This is a genomic window from Nocardioides dilutus (assembly GCF_054779555.1).
Genome location: NZ_BAAGYA010000001.1, coordinates 1204941 through 1228931, shown reverse-complemented (window position 1 = coordinate 1228931; position 23991 = coordinate 1204941). Strand labels below are relative to the sequence as shown.

Below are 23991 nucleotides of genomic sequence, written 5' to 3'. Positions count from 1 at the left end.
CAAAATCATGGCGACCCCGGCCTCGGCCCCTTCAGGTCGCCTTCGCTTCCTCTGGGCACTGTCGGTGTGGGGGGTCCTCAGCCTCGGTTTCGCTGTGCTGCTCCTCCCGGTATTCCCCTCCGGCCTCCGCGAGACGGTGAGCGCTGTCGGCCTGATGGTGGCCGGGCTGATCGGCGTCGCGATGACGCTGCTGCGGATCCGGCGCAGCGACGGCAGGATGCGGCGCGGCTGGCAGCTCATCTTCACCGCCGGGGTCGTCGCGATCACCGGCAACCTGTGGGTGGCTGTGGTCGACGCCGACCCGGTGACCTCGCCGAGTCTGTTCGGTGACCTCACCATCGCCGCGGCGCTGGTCCTCTCGACCCTGGGACTGCTCTCCTTCCCGGCGCGCCGACGCGGCGCGGAGCTGTCGGTGATGCTGCTCGACGGGCTCGTGGCCGGCGGCGCCTTCCTGCTCATCGCCTCGGTGCTCGTCTATCCGGGCCTGCTCGACTCGTCGGCACGCGAAGGCGCCGGGGCACAGGTGCTCGCCCTGATCTTCCCGGTCCTCGACGTCGTGTTGGCCACCGTCGCCGTGCTGCTGGTGGTGAGGGCGTCGGGCGCCGACCGGCGCATGCTCGTCCTCGTGGCATCGGCGTACATGATGTACGCCGCCTCCGACATCGCCTTCGCCGTGCAGGCCTCCCAGGGGGATTTCCGCTTCGGGACCTTGCTGGACCTCGGCTGGATCGTGGGCTACCTGACCATCGGTCTCGCCGCATCCGTGCCCGTCCCCGAAGCCCCGGCGGAGGTAGAGCCCGCCCTGAGGGGGCCCTCTGACGCCCTGGGGACCACGCTCGTCTTCGGGATCCTCGTGACCGCAGCGGTGATCCAGACGCTCTTCGGGCAGAGCGGTGTGCTCAAGGAGGCGCAGTCCGCGCTGTGGGTGGTCATGGTCACCGCCGCCGGCCTGCGCCAGGTCCTCCTCACCTCGGACAACGCGAGGCTGCGCCGTGGGCTGGAGCACCAGGTCGAGGAACAGACCGCCGACCTGCGCCGCCTCGCCCGTTACAACGAGGTCCTCGTGACCTCGGTGGGCGACGGCGTCTACGGCGTGGACCACGAAGGCCGGGTCACCTTCGTCAACCCGTCCGCCGCTGCGGCGCTCGGGTTCACGACCGACGAGCTGATCGGCCGCAAGGCCCACGAGACCTTCCACGCGCCGGGCGCCGACGGCGAGCCGCTCCCGTGGTCGGGCTGCTACATCACCGAGGTGATGCAGCACGGCGGCGTGGTGCTGACCGAGGACGACGAGTACGTCCGCGCGGACGGATCGGCCTTCCCGGTCGAGATCACCGCCTCGCCGCTGCTGGACGAGTCCGAGGTCCTCGGCGCCGTCGTGACCTTCCGCGACGTGACCCAGCGCCGCGAGGTCGACCGGCTCAAGAACGAGTTCCTCTCGGTGGTCAGCCACGAGCTCCGCACGCCGCTGACCTCGATCCGGGGGTCGCTGGGCCTGCTGGCCGGCGGTCAGCTCGGCGAGCTGCCGGAACGCGCCGCCACCCTCGTCGGTGTCGCGGTGCAGAACAGCGAACGGCTCACCCGCCTCATCAACGACCTGCTCGACATCGAGCGCATGGACAGCGGCGTGTCGCCGATGGACGTGGTCAACCTCGAGGTCGCAGAGCTCCTGGAGACCGCCACCGAGCAGATCGAGGGCATGGCGACCTCTGTGGGCGTGCGGGTCGAGCTCGGGACGGCGAACGGCCGGGTGCTCGCCGACGAGGACCGGGTGATCCAGACCTTGATGAACCTGCTCGGCAACGCCATCAAGTTCTCCGACCCCGGGTCCGTCGTCCGCCTCGACGCCGCCGTCGACGGGTCCGAGGTCCACTTCCGGGTCGGCGACGACGGCCCCGGGATCCCGGACGACAAGCTGGAGACCATCTTCGACCGCTTCGAGCAGGTCGACTCGTCCGACACCCGGCAGCGCGGCGGCACCGGTCTCGGCCTCACGATCAGCAAGGGCATCGTGGAGCGGCTCGGTGGCCGGATCTGGGCCGAGAGCGAGCTCGGGGTCGGCACGACGGTCCACTTCACCCTGCCCGCGGTGCGGACGCTGAGCCAGCCGCCGCGGCGGCCCGCGGGCACTGCGCCCACGGTGCTGGTGTGTGACGACGACGTCGAGCTGGTCGAGGAGTTCTCGCGGCTGCTGGACGCCCGCGGCTTCCGTTCGGTCGGCGTCACCGACAGCGCCTCCGTGCTCGAGGTGGTGCGGGCCGAACGGCCGCGCGTCGTACTCCTCGACCTGTTGATGCCGGGCGCCACCGGAGCCCAGGTCCTCCGGACGCTGCGCGGGGCCAGCGACACCCAGGACATCCCTGTGGTGGTCATCTCCGGGCTCGGACCGGAGGCCGACGCCTCGGTCGCGAGCTCGACCGACGGCTGGCTGGTCAAACCGGTCAGCGAGGAGCGGTTGGTCCGGACGGTGTCGAACGCCGTGTCGAGGATCGAGACCGGCGCCACGGTGCTGCTGGTCGAGGACGACCCCGACCTCGCCGTCGTGCTCGAGACCATGCTCCGCCAGGACGGTCTCAACGTCGTCCACGCGGCCAACGCCAGCGAGGCGGTCACCCGGGGAGCCGAGGTGCGCCCTGACGTGATCGTGCTCGACATGCGCCTGCCTGACGGATCTGGGGCCGATGTCGTGAAAGAATTCCGTCGGCGCGGGACGCTGGCAGAAACCTCGCTGGTCGTCTACAGCGCCGCAGATATCAGTGCAGGGCAACGACATGAGCTGGAGCTAGGCACAACGGTGTTCCTCAACAAGGGTCGAGTCAGTCCCGGGGAACTTCGGGACCGGGTGCTCGGTCTGGTCAGCGCCGTCACCTCCGAGGCGCACATGTCGCCGCGAGAGGATTCCCCCCATGGCTCAGCAGACCCCCCTGGCGAGCACGACCGACCCCCGGCCCGACCAGCTCAGGTCCCCGTCTGAGCACACCGGGCTCGACATCTCGATCCGGACCGGGTCCGGCACGGGACGAACGCTCCTGTCTGCCTTCGACCACGCCCTGCAGTCGGCGGGCGTCGCCGACTTCAACCTGGTGACGCTCTCGTCGGTGATCCCTCCGGGCAGCCGGCTCCGCCACGTGAGCAACACCCTGCCCGGCGGGCACGGCGACCTGTTGTTCTGCGTCCGCGCAGAGGCCTACGCCGAGCACTCGGGCGACATCGCCTGGGCCGGTCTCGGCTGGTGCGTCGACGAGACCGGTGGCGGGCTGTTCGTCGAGCACCACGGCCCCAGCGAGGAGTCCGTAGCCGAGCAGATCGAGCTCAGCCTCGGCGACATGAACCACAAGCGCGGCGGAGGCTACGGGCCGGTGCAGATGGCGCTCGCCTCCGCCCACTCCACCGGGCTGCCCACCTGCGCGGTGGTCGTGGCGGCCTACCGCGTCTCGAGCTGGTTCGAGGACGACGACAAGCCCGCGGACGCCGGGTCACCGGCCGTAGCGGCCGAGCCTGACTCGACGAGCGCTCGGCACCCAGCTGCTGCCTACAACGGCATGGCCAACGGCCTGGCCTACGGTGTGGCCAACGGTGTGGCCAACGGCCTGGAGCCACCCCACCGGGTCGGTGAAGGACCGCTCGTCTCGCCGAGGTTGTCGTCGGAGGTCGTCGCGAGCCTCGCCGGCTCCTCGGCCGCCCCGGTGGTCGCGGACATCAGGGTCACGGTCGAGAAGGAGCTCGACTACGCCGCGGCGCGTTACTACTACGAGCTCTACCGGGACACCTTCGGCCAGATGGAGACACAGGCCGTGGCCCGGCAACTGCTCCACGAGTCTGAGTTCATCGAGGAGATGCTCGACTCGCGGGTCATGAAGTACGTCGCCTGGAGTGCCGACGGTGAGGCGATCGGTCTGACCACACTGACCAGGGACCTGGCCACCGTGCCGTGGATCAGCCCCGCCTACTTCGCCCACCACTACCCCGACCATCACGCGCGCGACGCGATCTTCTATCTCGGCTTCACGCTGGTCCACCCGGATCACCAGGGCGCCCAGATCTTCAAAGCCATGATCGCAACCGTGCTGCAGGACGTGCTCCCGCTCCAGCCGGTGGTCGCCTGGGACATCTGTCTGGTCAACGACAAGCGGGGTCTCGGCGGCGCCGCTGGCCGGCTGCTCACCAGCCTCTGCGACCTCACCCTCGTGCAGGTCGACCAGCAGAACTACTACGCCGGGACCTTCCACGGACCTCTGCAATAACCCCCCGCGCGGAGCGTCAGCCCCCTAGGCTTCTCTAGTAGTTCTAGGGGGTTGTGGGCGACGAAAGGAGGTTGTGGTGAGTGTTCCAACCGTGCTGGTCGTGGACGACAACGACGACATCCGTGAGCTCGCGCAGCTCTGCCTGGAGACCGTTGACGGCTGGGAGGTGCTGACCGCCAGCTCCGGCGCCGCAGCCATCGAGTCGGCCCGGGAGCACCACCCCGATGCGGTGCTGCTCGACATGATGATGCCCGAGATGGACGGGCTCACGACGTTCGAGCACCTGCAGTCCGACGAGTCGACTCGCGACATCCCGGTGCTGCTCTTCACCGCCAAGCTCCAGGCCCGCGACCGCCAGATCTGGGACGGCACCGCGATCCGCGGCACCATCGCCAAGCCCTTCGACCCGATGACCCTCGGGAGCCAGGTGTCCAAGACCCTGGAGTGGACGACGTCCAAGGCCTGAACCACCCCGCGTCGACCCCACTAGACTCCCCGCGATGAACCCGGCCGGCCCGCCCCCAGCGCCGTCCGGGCCGCGCGACGACCCCACGGTCGACGACCCTGGGGAGGCCCTGGACTCCCCGAACGTCGACGTGGACGATCTCCAGGCCCGGCTGGCCGAGCACGCGCGCGCCGCGACCCGGGCCGCGGCCCTGCGGCGCGCCGCCGAAGAGGCAGCGGCCGAGCAGGCAGCCGCCCGGCTGGAGGCCGAGGAGTCCGCCGAGCGCGCTGCCAGGGCCCGGGAGGCCGCGGAGGCCCTGGCCGAGCAGCACGCGACCGCGGCCGGCGAGGCCCACGAGGCCCGACTGGCCGCCGAACAGCTGGTCGCCGAGCTGGTGGAGGCCCGGCGTACCGCCGAGGAGGCCGCGCTCGCACGCACCCGTGAGCGCGAGGAGGCAGAGGCCGCCTCGGCCGCCCAGGCCGCCGAGACGGCCGCGGCGATCCGGGACCGACGAGCGGCCGAGCAGGCCGCGACCGCCCAGGCGCACGCCCGGCAGGCCGCCGAGCAGGTGGCCCGGCAGCACGCCGACCAGGCGGTCGAGGCCGCGACCGCCCGCGAGGCCGCCGAGGAGCAGGCCCGGCTCCAGCTCGAGGCCGCCGAGCAGGCACTTCGCGACCGCCAGGAGGCCGACCGCCTGGCCGCCGAGCACGCCTCAGGAGCCGCCGAGGCCCATCGCGGCCGCCGGGCCGCCGAGGAGCGGGCCGCCGACCTGGCCCTGCAGCTCGAGGAGGCCCGGCACGAGCTCGACGAGCGCGTGCGCACCGCCGTCGAGGCCCGCGAGGTCGCCGAACGCTCGGCCGCCGAGCAGGCCGCGCTCCGCGAAGCGGCCGACGCCGCCGCCACCGACCACGCCCAGGCCCGAGCGGTCGCCGACGCGGCGGCGGCCCGGCACGCCGAGCTCGCCAAGGACGCGCACGCCGCCCGGCTGGCCGCCGAGGAGAGCGCCCAGGACCTCATCGCCTCCGCCGAGGAGACCACCCGGGCCGTCGTCACCGAGGCCGAACAGCGGGCCCGGGCGACCATCGCGCGGGCCGAACAGCGGGCCCGCGACACGCTCGTCGTGGCCGAGCAGGCTGCGCGGGAGGCCCAGGAGATCGCCGACGAGGCACACACCGCGCGCCTCGACGCCGAGCGGTCCGCCGCCGAGCAGGCCGAGACCTCTCTCCAGGCCGCCCAGGCCGAGGCCGCCGCGCACGAGTCCGCCGCCGAGCAGGCCGAGGCGGCTCGGGCGGCGCACGAGGCACGCGCCGCGGCCGAGACGCACGCCGCCGAGCAGGCCGAGGAGGCCCGCCTGGCGTATGAACGGCTGACGACTGCCCAGCAGGAGGCGACCGACGCCTACGCCGCACGCGCGGCGGCCGACGAGCAGGCGGCGGTCCTCGCCGCGGCGGCCGAGGAGGCGCACGCGGCCCTGACGGCGGCCGAGACCTCCGCCAAGCAGGCCGTGGACGCGGCGGCCCAGGCCGCCCGGCTCCGCGCCGACGCCGAGGGCGCGGCGGCTCAGCAGGCCACGTTCGCCCGACAGGCCGGCCTCGCCGAGCAGCGGGCCCACCAGGCCGCCGAGCAAGCGGCCGAGCGCGCCCACCAGGCCCATCAGGCACGCGAGGAGGCCGAGCGCGCCGCTGCCGAGCAGGCCTGGCTCGCCCGGGCCGCGCACGAAGGTCGCGCCACCGCCGAGGACATCGCCCAGTCGGCGGAGGTCAAGCGGACGGCCGCCGAGGAGATCGCCCACCAGCACGTCGAGGCCGCCACCGCCGCCCACGAGCAGCGCCTCGCGGCCGAACGCGCGTCAAAGGAGGCCCACGTCGCTGCGGAGGCGGCCCGGCTCGCCCGGGCCGACGCCGAGGAGGCGGCGCGAGCACAGTCGGTGCTCGCCGAGCACGCGGGCGCGGCCGAGCAGGTCGCCCACGACGCCGCTGCGGCGGCCCAGGCCGTCGCCGAGCAGGCACACCAGGCCAGGCAGGCCGCCGACGAGGCCGCCGCCGAGCACGCCCGGCTGAGCCAGGAAGCACACGCGGGCCGGGCCGCCGCCGAGCAGGTCGCCGCCGAGGCGCTCGCGGCCCGCAGCGCCGCCGAGGCCGACCTCCAGCACCACGCCGAGTCGGCTGCCGCCGCTGTCCAGGCCCGGGTGTCGGCCGAGCAGGCCGGCCGAGCCGCCGCCGAGGCGGCGGCCGCCGCCCACCGGGAACGCGAGGCCGCCGAGTTCGCCGCCCAGGAGGCCGCCAACGCCGCGACCCAGGCCGCGGCCGCGGAGACCGACGCACACCGCGCCGCTGCCGAGGCGGCCGCGACGGCGCGGGCAGCGCACGAGGCCCGGACCGCCGCCGAGAACGACGCCCAGGCCCAGGCGCTGGCCGCCCGACAGGCCCACGCCGACCGGCAGGCCGCCGAGGACAACGCAGCCGCGGCCCACCAGGCGCGGGTCGGCGCCGAGCAGGACGCCGCCGAGCAGGCCGAGGCGGCACGGCTGGCGTTCGAGGCGCGCGAGGTCGCGGAGCGCGCGGCTCGCGAGGCGACGGCGGGCGCCGCGGCGGCGTACGCCGGCAGGACGGCGGCCGAGGAGGCCGCCCGCGCCGCGGAGGCCCGCACGGAGCACGCCGCCGCGGCCGCCAGGGACGCTCTGGAGCAGGCGGCGGCGGCCGCCTCCCAGGCCGCCCGGGCCGAGGCGGACCGTCAGGCCGCCGAGGAACGCACCGCCGCGCAGGCCGAGGCCGCCGCGGTCGCCCACGCCGCGCGGGTCACCGCCGAGGAGACCGCCACCACCGCCCTCGAGTCCACCGCCCAGGCCGAGGCCGCCGCGGCCGCGCTCGCCGAGGAGGCCGCCGCCGCCCTCGAGGCCCGCATCGCGGCGGAACACGCCGCGCAGGAGCAGGCCGCCACCGCCGAGGAGGTCGCCCGGCAGCGCGCCGAGGCCGAACAGCGCACGGCCGAGCAGCTCGCCGCCACCGCGCGGGCCGCCGAGGCACAGGAGGCGGCACACCAGGCCGCCGCCGAGCAGGCCGCCCTGGCGCAGCAGGCCCACCAGGCCAGGGTCGCCGCCGAGGAGGCGAGCACGATCCAGGCCGAGACCGCCCGCCAGGCCCAGGCCGCGCGCGCCGAGGCCGAGGAGGCGGCACGAGCCGCCCAGCAGGCCAGGGCCGAGGCCGAGCAGGAAGCCACGGCTCAGGCCCAGGCCGCCGTCCGCGCCGGGCGCGAGCGGGCGACCGCCGAGTGGCGTACGGCCGAGGCGCTCGGCAACCTCCAGGTCACCGCCGAGGACTACGAGCAGCGGCTGAGCGCCGCAGTCGAGGGCCGCATCGAAGCCGAGCGCGCGGCGGCCGAGGCGATCGCCGCCCGGACGGCCGCCGAGCAGGCGGCCGCCCGGCTGGCCGAGGAGCTGGCCGAGGCCCGGGCCCGGCTGGTCGAGCTGGAGCGCTGAGGCCCCGGCCCGGCCGGGCTGTCGTCGGCTCGCTTGCGGCCGCGGGCACTACGCCCCCAGACCGCGCAGCGCCCTCGCCAGCTTGCGGCCCAGGATCCGGTGGCCCTTCGGGTAGGGGTGGACGTAGTCCGGGCCGATCAGGTCGTAGTGGCCGGCCAGCCAGTTCTTCATGTTGACGAACGGGACCGAGCGCTTGGTGGCGGCCTTGCGGAGCACCTTGATGACCGGGACCAGCTCGGCGTGGTCGCTGTCGGTGTCGAGCGGTCCGACCAGGACGACCCGGGCGTTGGGGAACGTGCGCTGGGCGATCCGGAGGACCTTCCGGGCGTTGGCGCGGACGTCCTCGAGCGACTGGCCGACGTCGTTGTTGCCGCCCTCGATCACGACCCAGCGCCGGCGGCCGACGTCGAAGGCACCCGCCGCGATCTGGTCGAGGTAGTTGCCCAGGTCGTAGTCGTAGTTGGTCTGCACGAAGCCGGTGCCGCCACCGCCGTTGACCTCCGACTCCCAGCCGAGCCGGTTGCTCGCCAGGCGGGCCATCGAGTTGTCCTCGCCGGTGTAGCCACCGCCGATGAAGTAGGAGTCGCCGAAGAACAGCGCGCGCACCGGGCCACGCTCGGAGGTGGGGGCGACCGGCGCGACCTCCTCCGCCGGCGAGGACTGAGCCGGCTCGGCGGCCGGGCTCTCGGCGGCGCCCGGGCTCTCGTCGGTCGGGGCCGCCACCGTCGTCGCGGCGTGGTCGCCGCTCACCCCCCGTGGCTCGTCACGCAGGGCCACGGCGGCCACCGGGATCGCGACGACCAGCGCCAGGAGCGCCACGGCCCAGACCCAGGAGGGCCGAGAGGGCTGCTGCGGGTCCGGGCTCGTCATGGTGGGTCCAGGGTAGTCAGCCACTGGCAGCGCCTCAGGACATCGCGGAGCGCAGCGCAGCGCCCACCCGCCGGTTGGCCTCGCGGGAGCTGCGCCCGACGCCGACGATGTTGACGAAGCCGTGGATCTGATCGGGGAACCTGGTCAGCTCGACCGTGGCCCCGGCGGCTCTCAGCTGCTCGGCATAGGCCTCCCCCTCGTCGCGCAGGGGGTCGAAGCCCGCCGTGAAGACCAGGGCGGGCGCGAGCCCCGGAGGCAGCTCGGCCTTGGCCGGCGAGAACCGCGGGTCGTCCAGGTCTGCGTCGGACGCCGCATAGCTCTGGTTCGCGAGGTCCATGTAGCCCTTGGTCAGGTAGAAGCCGGTGGCGAACAGGTCCGCGCTCCTCGTCGCGCGCCGAGCGTCGGTCGCCGGGTAGACGAGCAGCTGCACCCGGCAGGGCCAGCCCTGCTGTGCCGCCTCGATCGCGACACCGGCCGCGAGCGCGGCGCCGGCCGAGTCACCGCCGACGCCGAGCCGGTCGGGGTCGCCGCCCAGCTGCGCCACGTGCTCGACCGTCCAGGCGTACGCCGCCACCGCATCGTCGTACGCCGCCGGGAACCGGTGCTCGGGACCCAGGCGGTAGTCGATCGCCAGCAGCCGGACGCCCGAGGCCTCCGCGAGGAAGCGGCAGGCGGGGTCGTGGCTCTCGAGGTCGCCGTGCATGAAGCCGCCACCGTGCAGATACATCAGCAGCGGGCCGGTCGCCGCCGCACCGGTGGGGACGTAGAGGCGGGCCGGACGGCCGGCCACCTCCAGGTCGCGCCGGCTCCCGATCGGCAGGTCGCCGCCCGTCAGCGCGGTGTGGTGGACGATGGCCTTGCGGGCCTCGGGGATGGGCAGGGTCTCCGCGCCCACCTCACGGGCCAGGCGCTGCAGCCGCAGCATGAGCTGAACGTCGGGAGCCAGGGTCTGCCCGTCGACCACGACGGGCCGTCCACCGAGCAGGCGCTGGACGCGCGGGGGCAGCGCCATCGCCCCGGCCAGGCCGAGACGCTCGACGGTGGCCACGAGGGTGGCGGTGCGGGTCACAGGGCAGGAACCTACCGAGCGGAGACACCCGGTGTTCACCCGGCGGTGCCACACTTCCCTCATGTCGCTGGACGCACGTGTCGACGCGGGGTCGGACCTCCCCGAGGAGGTCTTCGACGTCGACCCTCCCTACGTCCCGGCCGAGCCCGACGACGGCGACCAGGCCTTCAGCACCGCGCTGGAGCTGGTGCAGAAGCACGAGGACCGCTTCCTGGACCGGGAGCTCTCCTGGCTGCGGCTCAACCAACGGGTCCTCGAGCTCGCCGAGGACCGACAGCTGCCGCTGCTCGAGCGGGTCCGGTTCGCGGCGATCTTCACGAGCAACCTCGACGAGTTCTTCATGGTCCGGGTGGCCGGCCTCAAGCGCCGGATCGCGGCCGGGCTGGCGGTCCGCGCGGCGTCCGGCGCCCTCCCCCGCGAGGTGCTCGAGGCGATCTGGACCCACTCCCGCGAGCTCAGCGAGCGGCACGCGAGGCTGTTCCGCGACGACCTGGTGCCCGAGCTGTCGCAGGCGGGGATCGAGCTGGTCCGGTGGGCCGACCTGGACCGCGAGGAGCAGAAATACTGCAAGAAGCTTTTCCGGGACCGGGTGTTCCCCGTGCTGACCCCGCTGGCCGTCGACCCGGCCCACCCGTTCCCCTACATCTCCGGGCTGTCGCTCAACCTCGCGGTGGTCCTGCGCAACCCCAAGTCCGACAAGCAGCACTTCGCCAGGGTCAAGGTGCCGCAGATCTTCGCCCGGTTCGTCCCGCTCGGCAACGAGCGCTTCGTGCCGCTCGAGGACGTCATCGGCGAGCACCTGAAGCGGCTCTTCCCAGGCATGGAGATCCTCGAGGTGCACACCTTCCGGGTCACCCGCAACGAGGACCTCGAGGTCGAGGAGGACGACGCCGAAAACCTCCTGGCCGCGCTCGAGAAGGAGCTGCTGCGCCGGAAGTTCGGTCCGCCCGTCCGGCTCGAGGTCGAGGACTCGATGACCGCGTCCGCCCTCGAGCTGCTCGTCTCCGAGCTGGGCGTCAGCCAGGAGGAGGTGTTCCGGCTCCCCGGCCCGCTCGACCTCCGCGGCCTGCACGGCATCGCCGACCAGAACCGCGAGGACCTCAAGTTCCCGGCGTTCGTGCCGAGCACCCACACCCTGCTGGCCGAGGTCGAGTCCGCCGCGCCCGTCGACGTCTTCAAGGCCACCCGCCGCCACGACGTCCTGCTGCACCACCCCTACGACTCGTTCGCGACCTCCGTGCAGCGCTTCATCGAGCAGGCCGCCGCCGACCCGCACGTGCTCGCGATCAAGCAGACGCTCTACCGCACCTCGGGCGACTCGCCGATCATCGACGCCCTCATCGACGCTGCCGAGGCCGGCAAGCAGGTGCTGGTGCTGGTCGAGATCAAGGCCAGGTTCGACGAGGAGGCCAACATCCGGTGGGCCCGCAAGCTCGAGCAGGCGGGCTGCCACGTCGTCTACGGCCTGGTCGGGCTCAAGACGCACTGCAAGCTGGCCATGGTCGTGCGCGACGAGCCCGACGGCATCCGCCGCTACACCCACATCGGCACCGGCAACTACAACTCCAAGACCGCCCGGCTCTACGAGGACCTCGGCCTCATCACCACCGACGAGACCATCGGCGAGGACGTCGCCCATCTGTTCAACAACCTGTCGGGCTGGTCGCGCAACGCCTCCTACAACGAGTTGCTCGTCGCCCCCGACCACGTCCGCAGCGGCCTGCTGGAGCGGATCCACCGGGAGATCGAGCACCACCACGCCGGCCGTCCGGCGCGGATCCGGATGAAGATGAACTCCCTGGTCGACGAGCACGTGATCGACGCGCTCTACGTGGCGTCGACCCAGGGCGTCCCGGTCCAGCTCCTCACCCGGGCGATCTGCGCCTTGCGCCCCGGCGTACCCGGTCTCTCCGAGTCCGTCGAGGTCCGCTCGATCCTGGGCCGGTTCCTCGAGCACAGCCGGGTCTACTGGTTCGACAACGGCGGTGAACCGGAGGCCTGGATCGGGTCGGCGGACATGATGCACCGCAACCTCGACCGCCGGGTCGAGGTGCTGGTGCGGCTGCCGGAGGCCGAGCTGGTGGAGGCCGTGGGCGAGATGATCGACCTCGCGTTCGACCCCGGCACGGCGGCGTGGGAGCTGCGCAGCGACGGCGACTGGGTCAAGAACGAGGGCCGCGTCGACTACCAGGAGGCGCTCATCGAGCGCCAGCGGAGGCGACGTACCGCGTCCTGACCCGGCCTGAGTTGCGCTCCGGACGAACCGTGCCCCTAGGCTGTCGGGCGGTCCCGCACCGTCTCGCCAGGAGTACTCAGTGGCTTTCCGTCTCCGCCCGGTCGACACCGCCTTCTACGACCTCTTCACCGAGTCCGCCCAGCACCTCGTCGTCGGGGCCGGGCTGCTCGCCGAGATGCTCGCCGAGGGAGCGGACCGCAGCGCGGTCGCCCAGCGGATGCGCCAGGCGGAGCACGAGGCCGACGAGACGACGCACGCGATCGTGCGCCGGGTGAACCAGACGTTCGTCACCCCGTTCGACCGCGAGGACATCTACCGCCTCGCCTCCGGGCTCGACGACGTGATGGACATGATGGACGAGGTCGTCGACCTGGTCCTGCTCTACGAGGTCAAGCTCATGCCCCCGGAGCTGTCCGAGCAGGTCAGGGTCATCCAGCAGTGCGCCGACCTCACCGCTGCCGCCATGCCGAAGCTCCAGTCGATGCAGTCACTCGAGGAATACTGGATCGAGATCAACCGGCTCGAGAACGAGGGCGACCGCAACCACCGGCGCACGCTGGCCCAGCTCTTCTCGGGCGAGTTCAAGACGATCGAGGTGCTCAAGCTCAAGGACATCGTCGAGGCGCTGGAGCACGCCATCGACGCCTTCGAGAGCGTGGCCAACACGGTCGAGCAGATCGCGGTCAAGGAAGGCTAGGACCTCCCCCAGTGGACCTCGCGATCATCATCGCGGTCGTCGTCGTCGCCCTCGTCTTCGACTACACCAACGGCTTCCACGACGCGGCGAACGCCATCGCCACGTCGGTGTCGACCCGTGCGCTGACGCCCCGGATCGCGCTGGCGCTGGCCGCGGTCATGAACTTCGTCGGTGCCTTCCTCGGCCAGAAGGTGGCGACCACGGTCTCCGACACCATCGATCCCGGCACCGGCGCGCACGCCCTGGTGATCGTGATGGCGGGACTCCTCGGTGCCATCTCGTGGAACCTCATCACCTGGTACTACGGCCTGCCCTCGTCCTCCTCCCACGCGCTCATCGGCGGCCTGGTCGGTGCCGCGCTCGCCGCCGGAGTCAGCGTCTCCTGGGACACGGTCATGCAGAAGGTCGTCATCCCGATGCTCGTGTCGCCCGTGGTCGCCTTCGGCCTCGCATTCGTGCTGATGATCCTGATCATGTGGCTCTTCCGCCGGGCCAACCCGCACCGGCTCAACCGGGGGTTCAGGCTGGCCCAGACGGCGTCGGCAGCCGCGATGGCACTGGGGCACGGTCTCCAGGACGCCCAGAAGACGATGGGCGTGATCTTCCTGGCCCTGCTGGCCGGCGGACACGTCGCCGAAGGCGACCCCCTGCCCTTCTGGGTGATCTTCGCCGCCGCCGCCGCGATCTCCCTCGGCACCTACGCCGGTGGCTGGCGGATCATGCGCACCCTCGGCCGCCGGATCATCCACCTCGACCCGCCGCGCGGCTTCGCCGCCGAGAGCATCGCCGCCTCGGTCCTCTACACGACGGCGTACGCCTTCGAGGCCCCGATCTCCACCACCCACACCATCACCTCGGCGGTCATGGGCGTGGGGGCGACCAAGCGCTTCTCCGCCGTCCGCTGGGGTGTCGCCCGCTCGATCGTGACCGCCTGGGTCCTCACGTTCCCGATGGCCGGCTCCGTCGCCGCGCTCGTCTACCTCCTCTGCCGGTTCGTCTTCCAGCTGCCGTAGGGGGGCGGGCGATCGCGATAGTCCCAGACGTTCGGGACGGCGACACGCCCAGTCGGCCAAACGTCTGGGACTATCCCCCGCGGGGGGGCCGATCAGCCGGCCAGTCGGTTCTTCAGCAGGCGTTGACGCTCGCTCCGGCTCAGGGCGCGCCGCTGCTCGACCGTGAACGTGGGCGTCCACCAGGACGGGAGCTCGAGGGTCCACCGACGATCGGCGACCGGACGAGACTCGGCACGCGCGTACGTCGCAGCCAGCCGCTGCCGAAACTCCCATCGTCGGGACAGGTCACCGGCGACCATCTCGACAGGCTCGAGACCCAGCGATCGGTAGGTCTCGCCGCGCTTGATGTCGGCGTACCTCCGCTTCCCCTCCAGGTGCAGACCGCCGTTGTACTCGCCGACCACCCCGGCGACGGGATCGATGAGATCCGGGGTGGCAATGTGATGTCCGGACCACCTGTCGAAAAGTGGCCGGTTGGTGAGCGGACATCCGAAGCCCGCTTGGCACCACTCCAGGCGCATGACTGGCTCCATCGGAGACCAGGCGTTCTCGTCCGCTAGCTGCACGGCCTGCCGACCCTGCTCGATCCCGGTGTAGCTCGGGTGCCCGAGCATCCACTCGGCCGCCTCCTCGACCGAGACCAGGTCGTGGAAGGCCGCCATGTCGAGCACCCCCACCGCCGCCTCCAGGTCCGGCGCGTAGCGAGCGGCGAAGCACGCGGCTCGCACCTCGGCCGCGACCGGAAGGCCGTCGACGACCTTGACCTCTGTGGGGTCCCACCGTTCCTCGCACAACAGCATGCCGGGCTGCCACCTCATGAGATGGCGTGACATCGCTATCGGGACCACTTGGAACGACCCGTCGGCCCGGGTCCCTGTGAACCACCAGCCGCCCTGCCACGACAACGCGGCCCAACCCGTGACGCAGGCATAGCGGGGTGGCAGCAGGATGCCCATCTCTGCGACTCGCTGCTCGGGTGAGCGCTCGACGTACGACGGCACGTTCCAGCCCCGACTTGACCGGCGCCACTCGGGTCCAGCTGCCTCGCGCTTGGTCGGCCCCGACTTCCCTGTCGGATCCACGCGCACCGGCAGCACGACACCGTGGTCGCGGCCGAGGTCGGGTCGAAGCAGCACCTGCACAGACTGGGCCGGATCGACCGAGAGCGTCGGTGCTCCTCCACAGCCGGCCCGCCCGCCGGGATAGTCCCAGACCTTGTGGACAGCGAACCGGCGTGTCGCGGTCCCAAACGTCTGGGACTATCGGCCGCCGCCGCCACGACCTCAGCCGAAGCGGCCGGAGATGTAGTCCTCGGTGCGCTTGTCCGACGGGTTGCTGAAGATGTGTGCCGTCCGGTCGAACTCGACCAGCAGGCCCGTGCGGTTGCCCGTGGTCTCGTCGGGGCGGGCGGTGAAGAACGCGGTCCGGTCGGAGACCCGGGCCGCCTGCTGCATGTTGTGGGTGACGATGATGATCGTGTAGTCCGAGCGCAGCTCGAGCATCAGGTCTTCGATGCGCGAGGTGGCGATCGGGTCGAGGGCCGAGCACGGCTCGTCCATGAGGATCACGTCCGGCTTGGTGGCGATGGTCCGCGCGATGCAGAGACGCTGCTGCTGACCGCCCGAGAGGCCGTACGCCGACTGCTTGAGCTTGTCCTTCACCTCGTCCCACAGCGCCGCGCCTTGGAGCGCCTCCTCGACCAGGTCGTCCATGTTGGAGACCTTCATGCCGGTGACCCGGGGGCCGTAGGCGATGTTGTCGTAGATCGACTTGGGGAACGGGTTGGGCTTCTGGAACACCATGCCGATCTGGGTGCGGACCGCGATCGGGTCGACGTCCTTCGCGTAGATGTTCTGGCCGTGGTAGGTCACCTGGCCTTCCACCCGGGCACCGGCAACCAGGTCGTTCATCCGGTTGAGGCAGCGCAGGACGGTCGACTTGCCACAGCCCGAGGGCCCGATGAGAGCGGTGATCTCGTGCTTCCCGAACTGCAGGTCGACGTCGTGAACCGCGTGGAAGTCACCGTAGAAGACGTTGAGCCGCTGGGTCTCCATCACCGGGTCCGGAGGCAGTGCGGGCAGCTCGCGAGCCCCCTCGCCTTGCACGTCGACCAGCGACGTCACCTCAGGCTCGTCGTCAGGACGGCGGGTGGTGGCGGTGGCAGGGTGGACGGCCACGTTGTGACTCCTCACCAGGTTCTCTGGAACTTGTTGCGGATGAAGATCGCCAGGCCGTTGAGGCCCAGGATCATGACCAGAAGCACGATGATGGCGGCCGAGGCGGCCGTCTGGAACTCCTCCTGCGACTGCGAGGTCAGGGAGAAGATCTGCATCGGCAGCGCGGTCACGCTGCTGAACAGCCCGGTTGGGTCGAAGCGGACCGACCCGGCGAGCCCCACCACGATCAGCGGGGCGGCCTCGCCGATCGCCCGGGAGAGGCCGAGGATGGTGCCGGTCGCGATGCCTGGGACCGCCGAGGGCAGGGTCTGGCGCCACGTCGTCTGCCACACGGTGGCACCGAGCGCCAGCGACCCCTGCCGGATCTCTTCGGGGACGGCACGCACCGCCTCGCGGGTGGTGATGATGATGACCGGGAGGATCAGCAGCGCCAGCGCCACCGAACCGCCCAGGACGATGCCGGTGTTGTCGAAGCCCATCAGCGCCATCACCGCCACGGCCAACAGACCGTAGACGATGGACGGCACCGCGGCGAGGTTCTGCAGGTTGACCTCGATCACCCGGTTCCACCAGCGCTCCCCGTCCGCGAACTCCTCCAGATAGAGCGCCGCCCCGATCCCGAGCGGCACGGCGAACAGCGCGGTGAACGCCATCAGCCACACGCTGCCGAGGATGCCCGCGCGGAAGCCAGAGGTCTCGGGACTGATCCGCGAGATGTAGTTGGTGAGCAGCGCGGAGTCGAAACGAGCGGAGCCCGCGATCGCGGTGTCGACGATGAGCACCAGGAGCACCATGATGCCGAAGAAGAGGGAGAACCACAGCAGGCCCAGGAAGACCAAGGACGAGACGTTCCGGTCCTTGCTGCGACCCGAGGAGATGGCGGCGGTGACCTCGCGGGCCGTCGCGGTGGCGATGCTCATCAGTAGACCTGCCTGAACCGTCGGACCAGCGCGATGCTGATGATGTTGATGACTAGGGTCAGCGCGAACAGCGTGAGCCCGACGGCGAACAGGGTGTTGTAGGACGTGGAGCCGACCGGGTTCTCACCCTGAGCGGTCTTGGCGATGAAGCCGGTCATGGTCTGCATGCCCTCGCGCGGGTCCCAGCTGAGGTTCTTCTGGGCTCCCGCGGCCAGGGCCACGATCATGGTCTCGCCGACCGCGCGTGACATCCCGAGCACGACCGCCGCCGCGATTCCCGAGAGCGCGGCCGGGAAGACGACCCTCAGTGTGGTCTGCATCCGGTTGGCGCCCATCGCCAATGACCCCTGCCGTAGTGCCTGGGGCACCGCCGACATGGCGTCCTCGGACAGGGACGCCACCGTCGGGATGATCATGACCCCCAGGACGAGGCCCGCGGCCAGGGCGTTCACGAATCCCACCTCCATGCTCAGGATGTCCTGGAGCAGGGTCGGCGTGACGAAGGTCAGCGCGAAGAACCCGTAGACCACCGACGGAACGCCGGCGAGCAGCTCCACGGTCGGCTTGAGCACCTTGCGGGCCCGCCGGGAGGCATACTCCGAGAGGTACATCGCCGCGCCGAGCCCGAGCGGCACTGCCACGAGAAGCGCGATGACCGTCGTCATCGCCGTGCCACCGATAAGGGGGAGCACGGCGAACTCGCCCTCGGTTGCGAAGAAGTCGCCGAACGGGACCTCGCGGAAGAAGTCGATGACCGGCTGGATCAGGGCCACGACGATCCCGATGGTGACGGCGACCGACAGAAGCGCCGAGCCCATCAGGACACCATGGATCACCGTCTCGCCCGGGCGGGACCGGCGGCTCAGGTTGGGAGCACCGGGCAGGCCCGCCCCGGGGGACGGGCCTGCGCCGATGCTGGAGAAGCTGCTCATGTGTTGATGAGGGACCCTTCGGTCAGCCCGTGATGCCCTCGAGGGCGGTCTGGGTCTCAGCGTAGAGCTCGTCGCTCAGCGGGATGTACTGGCCGATCTCGGCGATCTCGGCGAGGTTCTCGATGTAGAAGTCGACGTAGGTCTTGACCGCCTCCTTCTCGTTGTACGACGAGTGGCTCACGTAGATGAACAGCGGTCGGGCCAGCGGGGTGTACTCCCCGGCCTGGGCGGTCTCGGCCGACGGCTCGACACAGCCGGCACCGTCGTCGATGCTGACCGCCTTGAGGCTGTCGGAGTTCTCCTCGTAGTAGGTGTAGCCGAAGTAGCCGGTCGCGCCCTCGGTGCCGGCCACTCCCTGCACCAGCACGTTGTCGTCCTCGGAGGCCTCGTAGTCGTCGCGGGTCGTCTCGGACTCGTCACCGATGACGTCGGCGGCCATGTAGTCGTAGGTGCCCGAGTCGGTGCCGGGACCGAAGAGGCTGATCTCCTGGTCAGGGAAGCTGGGGTCGAGCTGGTTCCAGTTGGTGATCTCCGATCCCGGCCCCCACAGCTCGATCAGCTGCTCGGTCGTCAGGCAGTCCACCTCGAGGTCGGGGTGGACGACGACGGTGAGCGCGTCGACCGCGACCTGGAGCTCGGTGTACTCGACACCGTTCTCCGCGCAGATCGGAGCCTCCTCGTCCTCCTTGATCGGACGCGACGCGTCGGAGATGTCGGTCTCGCCGGCGCAGAACTTCTCGAACCCACCGCCGGTGCCGGACTCCGACACCGACACCTCGATGTCAGGGTTCTCCTCGTTGAGGAGCTCCGCGGCCGCGTCGCTCATCGGGAACACGGTGGAGGAGCCGTCAACCAGCACCGAGCCGCTGACGTCGCCTCCCTCGCCACCGTTCTCGTCGCCGCCACACGCGGTGAGGGCGAGGGCGAGCACGGTGAGGCCGGGGACGATCGCCCGGCGGATGGTCGTGCGCTTCACGAGTTCTCCTGAACTGTTCTCGGGTATCCCGCCGACGCACGCCAGTGCGCACCTGGGAGTTCCACCTCCCTGGGTGGAACGACTCGGACGCTAGGGAGCGCAGGTGTCCGGTTCCGGGGACGCCGGTGAACGCAGGGTGAACGTGGTCGGCCAAGTGAGCGTCGCAGCGTGATCGCGCTCACGCATCCGCCCAGGTCAGAACACGTGCGGCCGCCACTGACCGCCTGATCATCCGGCCTGGTGGCGCTCGGTCGCCACGACCTCGCCCCGCCGCAGGTGGACGACCAGCAGCTCACCCTTCTCCAGGCGCGGGTCCTCGAGTCCGATCGCGTCGAAGACCCAGGGCAGGACGGGGCGATGTGTGCAGAGCACCAGGCCGCCGGCGCTCCGCGGTGCCTCCTCCAGGTCCGCCACCAGGTCGGCGACCTTGCGTCGCACCGCCTTGGGGGTCGAGTCCTCCTCGCTGAAAACGTCGTCCACCTCGAGCTTGCCGCCGACCGAGGCGGCGTACGGCTCGAGGGTCTGGGTGCACCGGGTGCTGCCCGAGGTGACCAGCCGGGAGACGCCGTACGCCGCCAGCACGGGCGCCAGCCGCTCGGCCTGGCGCCGGCCGCTCGCCAGCAGCGGTCGGAGGCGGTCGTCCCCGGTCCACGCCTTCCTCGACCTGGACACCGCGTGGCGGAGCACCACGAACGTGCGGGTGCGTTTGCGGACCTCGAGGGACTCCTCGAGCGTGTCCACGTCGTGGGGGTAGGTCAGGTCCCGGCGCGCGTCGGCGACGGGGACCCAACGGACGTCGTCGATCTCGGCGTTGGGCTCGTAGGAGCTGACGTCGATGTTGTCCCAGGAGTGGTCGACCGGCCGGCCGGTCCAGTAGACGACGGTCTTCATCCCACCGCGGATCGGGTAGCGCTGGCTGGCCAGCGGTGGCCCGAGGCGCACCCGCACCCCGGTCTCCTCGAGCACCTCGCGGACCGCGGCAGCGGCCGCTCGCTCACCGGGGTCGAGCTTGCCCTTGGGGAACGACCAGTCGTCGTACTTGGGCCGGTGCACCAGCAACACGGTCCGCCTCGGGCCGAAGACCACGACCCCCGCCGACACGACGTCACGCGGACCACGGCGGACCGAGCCGGAGGGCATGGCCGTTAGTCTCACACGGGTGACCGGGGAGCGCAGGCGACGGTTCACGACCGTGGCCGCGGGGGGTCTGGTCCTGGTGCTCCTCGCCGTCGGCGCGGTCGCCGGCGTCAGTTGGTGGCGCGACTCGCAGCGCACCGACCTGCAGCGGGCGCTGGCCTACTCGCCCGAGACGTCGGCGCGCTGGTCCTGGACCGACTGGGCGGCCGTCCGGGCCGAGCTCGACGCCGACGTCGACCGTGAGTCGACCGGGCTCGAGGTGACCGAGCTCCTCAACGAGGGCTACGACGCCGACCTGACGTCGACCACGGCGATGGGCGAGTCCGCGGAGGTCCTCCAGGAGCGGTTCGGGATCTCGCCCGCGACCGTGGACTGGGAGCTCCTGAGCCAGTCCGAGACGGGCTCGCTGCTCACGCTGGGCGTGCCGGACGGCTTCGACCTCGACGAGCTCGCCGAGACACTGGACTCGCTCGGCTACGAGGAGCCGGACTCCGAGTCCGGCGTGTGGATCGGCGGGGACGAGCTGATCGCGACCATCGCGGCGGGCGCGTCGATCTCCCCGCAGTTCTCCCACCTGGCGATCGACCGCGACCGCCACCTGGTCCTGACCAGCGACGACGAGGGCTACCTGGGGAGGGCGGTCGATGCCCTCGAGGACGAGCAGGGCGGTGAGGACGTCGAGGAGGTCGCCACGGCGGCCGGGGAGGCCGTGTCGGCGGTGCTGCTCGACTCCGAGCAGGTGTGCGGGGGGCTGGCCATGTCCCAGGCCGACGCGGTCGACCAGGAGACCGCCGCCGAGCTGCTGGCGGCCGCCGGGGACGTCAGCCCGCTGACGGGGTTCGCGCTGGCGGCGCAGCCAGACGGCGAGGTGCTCGCCGTGATGGCCTTCGAGACCGAGGACCAGGCCCGCGCCAACGCCGACACCCGCGCCGAGCTCGCCTCCGGCCCGGCGCCTGGGCAGGGAGGTGACTTCAGCGAACGGTTCACGCTGGGCGACGTGGTCGCCGACGGCAACATCGTCACGATGCACCTCGAGCCGGTCGAAGGCGCCTTCGTGCTGTCCGACCTGTCGTCGGGTCCCCTGCTGTTCGCTACCTGCTAGTCCCTCGAGCTATCCGGCGACCGGCGCCGGCCGCGGCGGCAGGGACGCCAGCAGGACCGCCGACAGTCCACCGGCAACCGCGATGGCGACGAAGGCTCCGTCGTAGCCCCCGACCACGCTCGCGATCAGCGCACCCAGCCACGGCGCGAACGCCGCCGCCACCATGACCGCGCCGGTGAGGACCGAGCTGCGGGCCCCGAAGTCACGGGTCCCCCACCGGTCCGAGACGGCGGTCGCTTGGATGAGCGTGAAGATGCCGCGCGCGACCCCGGCGGCGAACGACACCAGGCACACGAGCAGGGCCCACCGGGCGGAGAACGCCAGGGCCAGGGTCGTCGCGCTGGCTGCCCCCACCACGAGCACCGTGCGTGGGCGGACCGGGATCCGGTCGAGCAGCGGGGCATAGACCAGTCGCCCGGCGACCTGGCCCACCCCGCCGAGACCGAGCGCCACCGCCGCGGTCAGCGGCGTCAGGCCACCCTCCGTCAGGAGGGGCACCAGGTTGACGACGGCGGCGTAGACGCAGAAGCCGGCCAGGGTGAACGCCGCCACGAGCAGCGCGAACTCCGGCGTACGCAGCAGCCGCCCCGACGCCGAGCGGCTGGGCTCGTCGTGGCCGGCGAGCACCGGGGACCAGGGCTCGCGCAGTCCCCACCAGTGCGCGGCGACCGTGGTGGCCAGCGGCCCGGCCAGCAGCAGGTAGGCGGTGCGCCACGTGCCCTGCGACTCCAGCAGCGCGGCGAGCGGGCCGAACACCGTCGAGGCCAGCCCCGCGACCAGGGTGACGACGGTCAGCGCCCGCACCCGGCGCGGACCGGCCCAGTGGGTCAACACGGTGAACGCCGGCGCGTAGAGCGTGGCGGACATCGCCACCCCCATCAGCACCCACGCCGCGACGAACCAGGCGAACGTCGGGGCGAGGGCGACCGCCACCACGGCGACCACGCCCAGCGCCGAGCCGGCGGTCATGAGCACCCGCGGGCCGTCCCGGTCGAGGCGGCGGCCGACCCAGAGGCCCACCCCAGCGGCCACCACCTGCGCCATCGTGAACACGGCCATGAGATGGGTCAGCGGCCAGCCCTCGCGGTCGCGGACCGACGTGGCCAGCACCATGAACGCGTAGAACAGCACCCCCCACGACACGATCTCGGTGAAGGAGAGCACCCTCACCACGCGGCGCAGCCGGTCCTCCGCCAGGGGGACGACGTGGGCCGTCGTCGGGTCCCCACTCGTGTCGGGCAGGGTCATCCGCAGCCGGAACCTCCGGGAGCGCCGATGCTGATCAGCTCGGGCTGCGCGGGGGCGCAGCACGCGCCGCCGTTGGCCTCCGAGGGTTGTCCGTCGAACACCCCCGATCCACCGCACACCCCGGACTCGGGCAGCACCAGCTCGACCCGGGCGGCGGCCTCGTGGTCACCCGCGATCTCGGCCACGATGCTCCTCGTCTGCTCGAACCCGGTGAGCGCCAGGAAGGACGGCGCCCGACCGTAGGATTTCATGCCGGCCAGGAACAGGCCCGGCTCGGGCTGCCCGAGCTCGGCGGCGCCGTGCGGATAGACGGTGCCGCACGAGTGCACGTTGGGGTCGATCAGCGGCGCCAGCGCACTCGGGGCGGAGAGCACCGGGTCGAGGTCGAGGCGCACCTCGCTCAACCAGGTGAGGTCGGGGCGGAACCCGGTCACCACGATGACCTCGTCGACGTCGGGGACGGTCTGGCCGTCGGCGCCGGTGAGCGTGAGTCGGCCATCGGGCTGCGCGGCGACCTGCTCGGCGCGGAAACCGGTGACCACGTCGACGTTGCCGGTCGACACGGCCGCCTCGGCCCGCTTGCCCAGCGCCCCACGGGCCTCGAGCTGGTCGTTGTCGCCACCGCCGAAGGCGTCCTCCACCCCGGGTCGGCGCAGGAGCCAGACGACCGCCGTTGACGGGACGTCGCGGGTCAGGCCGGCCAGCCCCACCAGGGTGTTCTGGGCCGAGGCACCCCGGCCGGCCACCGCGACCCGCTTGCCGGCGTAGCGGGCGCGCACCTCGTCGTCGTCGAAGTCGGGGATGCCGTAGGTGATGCGGTCGCGGTGCTCCGCCTCCCCCACCGCCGGGAGCCCGTCCGCGCCCAGCGGGTTGGGTCCGGTCCAGGTGCCGGAGGCGTCGATGACCGCCCCGGCGAACAGGCGGGACTGCACGCCGTCGTGCTCGACGTGCACGGCGAACGGCGTGCCCTCGCGGCCGGAGTCGACCAGGCGGTCGCGACCCCGCTTGGCCACCCCGACGACCCGGTGGCCGGTCCGCACCTCGACCAGCCCGGTGGCGGCCAGGGCCTCGGCCAGCGGGGTCAGGTAGTGGTCGACCCACTCCGCGCCGACGGGATAGGAGTCGGGGTCGGGCCGGACCCACCCGCGCGGCGTCAGCAGCGACTCCGCGACCGGGTCGACCAGCTCGCGCCAGGCCGAGAAGAGCCGGACGTGGCCCCACTCGCGCACCGAGGCTCCCACCTGGGACCCGGCCTCCAACACCAGCGTCCGCAGCCCGCGCGCCTGCGCGTGGGCGGCGGCGGTCAGGCCGATCGGTCCGGCGCCGACGATGACAAGTGGGACAAGCGGCAGGTCGGGCGTGGGTCGTGCGGTCATGACAAGGTCCTCACACATCCATCGATCGTTGTCGATGCAGGACTGTATCGACTGGCGTCGATGAAAGCAAC

General features: G+C 71.9%; 18 protein-coding genes. 8 read left to right on the top strand and 10 right to left on the bottom strand.

The annotated features are described in order from the left end of the window. Window positions 1-7 precede the first annotated feature (7 nt). The 4 genes from ACYVC6_RS05990 to ACYVC6_RS05975 all read left to right on the top strand — a co-directional run bounded on the left by ACYVC6_RS05990 (window position 8) and on the right by ACYVC6_RS05975 (window position 8167). Window positions 8-2974 carry a response regulator gene (locus tag ACYVC6_RS05990; RefSeq protein WP_460711963.1) on the top strand — a complete coding sequence of 989 codons (2967 nt, stop codon included), beginning with the start codon at window positions 8-10 and terminating at the stop codon, window positions 2972-2974. Then, window positions 2907-4244: a pyruvoyl-dependent arginine decarboxylase gene (locus ACYVC6_RS05985; protein WP_460711961.1), complete on the top strand. Its 1338-nt coding sequence runs from the start codon at window positions 2907-2909 to the stop codon at window positions 4242-4244. The genes ACYVC6_RS05990 and ACYVC6_RS05985 overlap by 68 nt, the downstream gene beginning before the upstream one ends. A 76-nt stretch (window positions 4245-4320) precedes the next feature. Beyond that, window positions 4321-4710 carry a response regulator gene (locus ACYVC6_RS05980; RefSeq protein ID WP_460711959.1) on the top strand — a complete coding sequence of 130 codons (390 nt, stop codon included), beginning with the start codon at window positions 4321-4323 and terminating at the stop codon, window positions 4708-4710. A 34-nt stretch (window positions 4711-4744) separates the two neighbouring features. Next, entirely contained in the window at window positions 4745-8167 is a 3423-nt protein-coding gene (locus ACYVC6_RS05975) for a coiled-coil domain-containing protein (protein ID WP_460711957.1), read from the top strand. 48 nt (window positions 8168-8215) lie between these two features. On the opposite strand, the gene ACYVC6_RS05970 is transcribed toward ACYVC6_RS05975, so the two are convergent. Next, window positions 8216-9037, bottom strand: coding sequence for an SGNH/GDSL hydrolase family protein (locus tag ACYVC6_RS05970; protein WP_460711955.1), 822 nt, complete (start codon window positions 9035-9037; stop codon window positions 8216-8218). A 34-nt stretch (window positions 9038-9071) separates the two neighbouring features. Next, a complete protein-coding gene (locus ACYVC6_RS05965; RefSeq protein ID WP_460711953.1) occupies window positions 9072-10106 on the bottom strand; it encodes an alpha/beta hydrolase in 1035 nt (344 codons plus the stop codon). Between the two features lie 61 nt (window positions 10107-10167). Between ACYVC6_RS05965 and ACYVC6_RS05960 the strand changes: the two genes are divergently transcribed. The 3 genes from ACYVC6_RS05960 (at window position 10168) to ACYVC6_RS05950 (ending at window position 14052) form a co-directional block, all read left to right on the top strand. Then, window positions 10168-12342, top strand: coding sequence for an RNA degradosome polyphosphate kinase (locus tag ACYVC6_RS05960; protein ID WP_460711951.1), 2175 nt, complete (start codon window positions 10168-10170; stop codon window positions 12340-12342). A gap of 79 nt (window positions 12343-12421) precedes the next feature. Then, on the top strand, window positions 12422-13039 hold the full coding sequence (locus tag ACYVC6_RS05955; protein WP_460711949.1) for a DUF47 domain-containing protein: 618 nt from the start codon (window positions 12422-12424) through the stop codon (window positions 13037-13039). Between the two features lie 11 nt (window positions 13040-13050). Continuing rightward, entirely contained in the window at window positions 13051-14052 is a 1002-nt protein-coding gene (locus ACYVC6_RS05950) for an inorganic phosphate transporter (protein ID WP_460711947.1), read from the top strand. Window positions 14053-14144: 92 nt separating this feature from the next. On the opposite strand, the gene ACYVC6_RS05945 is transcribed toward ACYVC6_RS05950, so the two are convergent. The 6 genes from ACYVC6_RS05945 to ACYVC6_RS05920 all read right to left on the bottom strand — a co-directional run bounded on the left by ACYVC6_RS05945 (window position 14145) and on the right by ACYVC6_RS05920 (window position 20197). Then, window positions 14145-15188 (bottom strand): hypothetical protein, encoded by a 1044-nt coding sequence (locus tag ACYVC6_RS05945; RefSeq protein WP_460711945.1) that lies wholly within the window; start codon window positions 15186-15188, stop codon window positions 14145-14147. A 147-nt stretch (window positions 15189-15335) separates the two neighbouring features. Continuing rightward, window positions 15336-16106 (bottom strand): phosphate ABC transporter ATP-binding protein PstB, encoded by a 771-nt coding sequence (gene pstB / locus ACYVC6_RS05940; RefSeq protein WP_460713311.1) that lies wholly within the window; start codon window positions 16104-16106, stop codon window positions 15336-15338. 134 nt (window positions 16107-16240) lie between these two features. Next, complete coding sequence (pstA, locus tag ACYVC6_RS05935) at window positions 16241-17149, bottom strand: phosphate ABC transporter permease PstA (RefSeq protein WP_460711943.1); 909 nt, start codon at window positions 17147-17149, stop codon at window positions 16241-16243. After that, window positions 17149-18081, bottom strand: a complete 933-nt coding sequence (gene pstC, locus ACYVC6_RS05930; RefSeq protein ID WP_460711941.1) for a phosphate ABC transporter permease subunit PstC — start codon at window positions 18079-18081, stop codon at window positions 17149-17151. Before pstC ends, pstA begins: the two co-directional genes overlap by 1 nt. Before the next feature lie 22 nt (window positions 18082-18103). Next, window positions 18104-19057 (bottom strand): PstS family phosphate ABC transporter substrate-binding protein, encoded by a 954-nt coding sequence (locus ACYVC6_RS05925; RefSeq protein WP_460711939.1) that lies wholly within the window; start codon window positions 19055-19057, stop codon window positions 18104-18106. 228 nt (window positions 19058-19285) lie between these two features. Beyond that, on the bottom strand, window positions 19286-20197 hold the full coding sequence (locus ACYVC6_RS05920; protein ID WP_460711937.1) for an NUDIX hydrolase: 912 nt from the start codon (window positions 20195-20197) through the stop codon (window positions 19286-19288). Window positions 20198-20216: 19 nt separating this feature from the next. Between ACYVC6_RS05920 and ACYVC6_RS05915 the strand changes: the two genes are divergently transcribed. Beyond that, entirely contained in the window at window positions 20217-21296 is a 1080-nt protein-coding gene (locus ACYVC6_RS05915) for a hypothetical protein (RefSeq protein WP_460711935.1), read from the top strand. A gap of 9 nt (window positions 21297-21305) precedes the next feature. Here ACYVC6_RS05915 and ACYVC6_RS05910 read toward each other — a convergent pair whose 3' ends face one another. Both ACYVC6_RS05910 and ACYVC6_RS05905 read right to left on the bottom strand, forming a co-directional pair. After that, entirely contained in the window at window positions 21306-22544 is a 1239-nt protein-coding gene (locus ACYVC6_RS05910) for an MFS transporter (protein WP_460711933.1), read from the bottom strand. Next, entirely contained in the window at window positions 22541-23920 is a 1380-nt protein-coding gene (locus tag ACYVC6_RS05905) for an FAD-dependent oxidoreductase (protein WP_460711931.1), read from the bottom strand. Before ACYVC6_RS05905 ends, ACYVC6_RS05910 begins: the two co-directional genes overlap by 4 nt. Window positions 23921-23991: the final 71 nt, after the last annotated feature.

What these genes read in the sequence shown, in the direction of transcription:
- ACYVC6_RS05990 (WP_460711963.1), top strand. Translation starts at nt 8, where the DNA reads ATGGCGACCCCGGCCTCGGCCCCTTCAGGTCGCCTTCGCTTCCTCTGG.
- ACYVC6_RS05985 (WP_460711961.1), top strand. Translation starts at nt 2,907, where the DNA reads ATGGCTCAGCAGACCCCCCTGGCGAGCACGACCGACCCCCGGCCCGAC.
- ACYVC6_RS05975 (WP_460711957.1), top strand. Translation starts at nt 4,745, where the DNA reads ATGAACCCGGCCGGCCCGCCCCCAGCGCCGTCCGGGCCGCGCGACGAC.
- ACYVC6_RS05970 (WP_460711955.1), bottom strand. Translation starts at nt 9,037, where the DNA reads ATGACGAGCCCGGACCCGCAGCAGCCCTCTCGGCCCTCCTGGGTCTGG.
- ACYVC6_RS05960 (WP_460711951.1), top strand. Translation starts at nt 10,168, where the DNA reads ATGTCGCTGGACGCACGTGTCGACGCGGGGTCGGACCTCCCCGAGGAG.
- pstB (WP_460713311.1), bottom strand. Translation starts at nt 16,106, where the DNA reads ATGGAGACCCAGCGGCTCAACGTCTTCTACGGTGACTTCCACGCGGTT.
- pstA (WP_460711943.1), bottom strand. Translation starts at nt 17,149, where the DNA reads ATGAGCATCGCCACCGCGACGGCCCGCGAGGTCACCGCCGCCATCTCC.
- pstC (WP_460711941.1), bottom strand. Translation starts at nt 18,081, where the DNA reads ATGAGCAGCTTCTCCAGCATCGGCGCAGGCCCGTCCCCCGGGGCGGGC.
- ACYVC6_RS05920 (WP_460711937.1), bottom strand. Translation starts at nt 20,197, where the DNA reads ATGCCCTCCGGCTCGGTCCGCCGTGGTCCGCGTGACGTCGTGTCGGCG.
- ACYVC6_RS05910 (WP_460711933.1), bottom strand. Translation starts at nt 22,544, where the DNA reads ATGACCCTGCCCGACACGAGTGGGGACCCGACGACGGCCCACGTCGTC.
- ACYVC6_RS05905 (WP_460711931.1), bottom strand. Translation starts at nt 23,920, where the DNA reads ATGACCGCACGACCCACGCCCGACCTGCCGCTTGTCCCACTTGTCATC.